Raw genomic sequence first — 3023 nt, 5'->3', positions numbered from 1 at the left:
CCCATGGTCGACAGGCACAGCGTGGTGGTGGGGTGGGTGCAACTGGGGAAATAGTTGTTTCGTTTTGCTGCTGCCGTGCTTGGTTCTGGCGGCCTGAAGATGAGTCTGTCGCGTCTTCTCAAAACGCTGAGCTTGAAGGGCAGGTTTGCCATTCCTGCAGCCAGTTCAGGATGCAAAATCATGCGGCTCGTGCAGTTATGCCGTTTTATGGATACGTCATAATTATTGGCTACCCATAATTCCGCATAAAACGCTGAAGGCGGGACTTCGCTACGGGAATTGGTCTATCTGGAGGCTCACCGGCTTGTTCAGTTTGGGCGCCAGGCGTAGACAGAATATGAACACCCCCAGAAACAACAAAGCCCCCGCATTTCTGCGAGGGCTTCTTTTTGTATGGTGCGGCACCAGACGAACGGTAATGGTCGGCGGGGCTAGGTTTTCTGCGGGTCTGGAGTTCGGTGGAAAATTTTACGTACCCCAACCGGTAACTATAAATAAATCAGCTAGTTATGGAGTTCAGTGGAATCGAACTCGGGATGTATGGTGAGTATGGGTACCATCGATCTGGGGTAATAATCCATAGCAGAATATGCGCGAGTAAACCTCCAGAGCTGGAGCGTAGCCGAGTATTTCAACTATGGGTCACACGCAGGGGGCGGCCCAAAGCAGCCACCATACGTTCACCCATTACCGACTTTCAAAAAGGCGGTTTAGGCCTAGGAGCGGGTAATTCCCTTGCTGATTCTCGAAGATGTAGGTTTTGCTCTGCTCGGTTTCGGAAGACTCGGTTACGGTTGTCACCGCTGGCGCACTGACAAACACAACGGCCGCAAGGTGGGAATGCGCGGGATTCAGCAACAGCTTTGTCGCGCTTGTCGCCAGCCAGTTGCCCTCCTCTTCGGCGAGTACCTCTAGACTATCGCCCGAATGTCGCTCAATCCTCATTACCAGACAGCCAGGGCGCTTTCCGGTCAACTGATTACGGATAGACCTTTTCGCCAAATCGTTCATCGCTGACTCGAGCTTACTGGGCACCACGCTTTGAACACGAATGGCAAGGTATCCGGCCTTGGCCAAGTCCTTGATAACTTGGTGTGCAGGTTCATACCCGAGCATTCTGTTTGAATAATCAAGCAGAAGATCTGGCTCAAGCCCAATCCCTAGGGATTGTAGATCCAACGCCTGCAGGTGGATCGAGCAAATTCCGTCAAGAGATTGATCCCCACGCTTTATAGCTTCGGCAACTCCCGCCGCGATGACCCCTTGCGCAGCCGTCTCTTTTGGGATGTTGTTTTGAAAAACCAAAGAGATGGCATAGAGAAAACGCCCTTGAAAAGGCAACGCCGGATCTATTTTTGGCAGGAGGCGATTGATAAAGGCGTAAGCGGTATCCCGAGGTATAGGTTCTCCCTTGTCAGCAGAAAGAGTCTTGCACTCAACTTCAACTAACCCAACGCCTGGCACGCCTGCAAGTAAGTCGAAGGTCTCATCGCCTCGATGCTCATCAGTCCAAGTGATCGAACATCCCTGCCTGAAGAGATGTGTTGCCATCCCCAGCTCGAAACGAATGCCTCGCATGTCGTTTGGATTACTCAGAGCACCTTTGATACGCCCACGTAACATCCGCGCATTGTCGGGTTGGGCGGTATCGTGGATATCCAAGACCTGGCATACGAAGATCATTGCCTGCTTGACGGCATTCCAGCATTCAATATTGACCTGCTCCAAGCCATGAGCGTCGAAAGCAGCAAGGCCATATGCTACGACGTTGACCTGCCAGAGCCAGAACTTGGAAATAGGATTTTCGTTCACTTGGTGTTGCAGGCTTGCTACCCTTTTCAGCCACGGCTTATCTGGAAATAGAGTTAGAAGCTTTCGGTACAGCTCAGGAAATTCGTGATCTCGTAGATCTGTTCTCATCACTACTTGACTCGGCTAAGGCACAACCTTGAGTTTGCCACACATTGAATCGCCCCAGAATTTGTAAACGCCCTCACCGGCTGCTTTCGGTTAATTTCTTTCACCACTTCCGATCCAAAACGACGCTGAGTAGAGCGTTTTTTTAGTTGTTTTCGAACCTCAATAGATAGCCTGTTCTACAGTCTCTGGTGCCTCGTCGAAAGGTAATGAATTTATTTTTGAACACCTTTTACTTTCGATGGTGACGTAAGATTAAAGCCATTCAAGCACCAGTTTCAGCTAATGCTAGCCATTGTTCGAAAGCCTCTTTTGATACATTCGTTAAAATCGAAGAAAATTTCTCTTTGTTTCCGAGATACAAGCAATGTCTGATTATGGTGTAAGGGTTCAGAGCTTCAGCAGTACTTGATGCGGCCTCAAAAGAGGCTTTGTATTGCTTAACCCTAGAGATATTATTTTTCATGTAGGAGTTAAACTCACTCCGAGTGATACCTTGCTCGATAGAAACTATCTCTTGAGTAAAGCCATCTACCTTATGAGCTTCGAAATCAAAATCTCTAAAAAAATGCTTCGCGATTTTTAAGAATCCAAAAGCAGTTAACAAGCTCCCACCATTTACTGCAGATTCGGATAAAGGCTGTTTTTGATCAAGACCTGTTGGGGTATCCTCTAGATCCTCAACCTCTACCGCCTCTGCCCTTCTTATTTCCTCATCCGTTGCAGTTCGTATTTCTCTAAACTCTCGGTCTGCCAATTCAAAAAGGGCGGCAAGAGTATTTATCCTTCGTTTCAGTCGATTGGGAATGGATTTTTTGTACTTTATTTTATGGTCCAATACGCTCCATGAGTCTTGAATTATAGTTCTTATCTGAACTTCAAAATTAAAATTAGAATATGCCTGGTATTCAGACATTTTTCTGCGATCTTCACCCAGTTTAAGATCTAAGTGAAGCCCTTTATAACCAAAGGAATCTTCGGTTTTTTTATTTAAATCACTTTTATCAGTTATATCAATTAACTCATAATGCTCGCATAATATGTTTTTGATGTTTTCTATGTCGTCCTCGTACAAGCAGACAACTCTAAGACCTATAAGATCTGTA

3 protein-coding genes are annotated in these 3023 nt (G+C 46.9%); all 3 read right to left on the bottom strand.

Annotation, left to right across the window (positions count from 1 at the left end; genetic code table 11):
• Positions 1 to 182 (bottom strand): hypothetical protein (locus HX786_RS31755; RefSeq protein WP_218647798.1); only part of this gene is annotated, 182 nt, incomplete at its 3' end.
• Positions 183 to 687: 505 nt separating this feature from the next.
• Entirely contained in the window at positions 688 to 1920 is a 1233-nt protein-coding gene (locus tag HX786_RS30470; protein ID WP_178913026.1) for a hypothetical protein, read from the bottom strand.
• Between the two features lie 262 nt (positions 1921 to 2182).
• Positions 2183 to 3023 (bottom strand): GTP pyrophosphokinase family protein (locus HX786_RS30465; RefSeq protein ID WP_178913025.1); only part of this gene is annotated, 841 nt, incomplete at its 5' end.

The organism is Pseudomonas sp. 21615526, from assembly GCF_013386245.1.
Classification (GTDB): domain Bacteria; phylum Pseudomonadota; class Gammaproteobacteria; order Pseudomonadales; family Pseudomonadaceae; genus Aquipseudomonas.
The sequence above is the reverse complement of the archived record's forward strand: the minus strand, read 5'-3'. Positions and strand labels throughout refer to the sequence as shown.

Coding starts and splice junctions, on each gene's coding strand:
- HX786_RS30470 (WP_178913026.1), bottom strand. CDS start 1,920: ATGAGAACAGATCTACGAGATCACGAATTTCCTGAGCTGTACCGAAAG.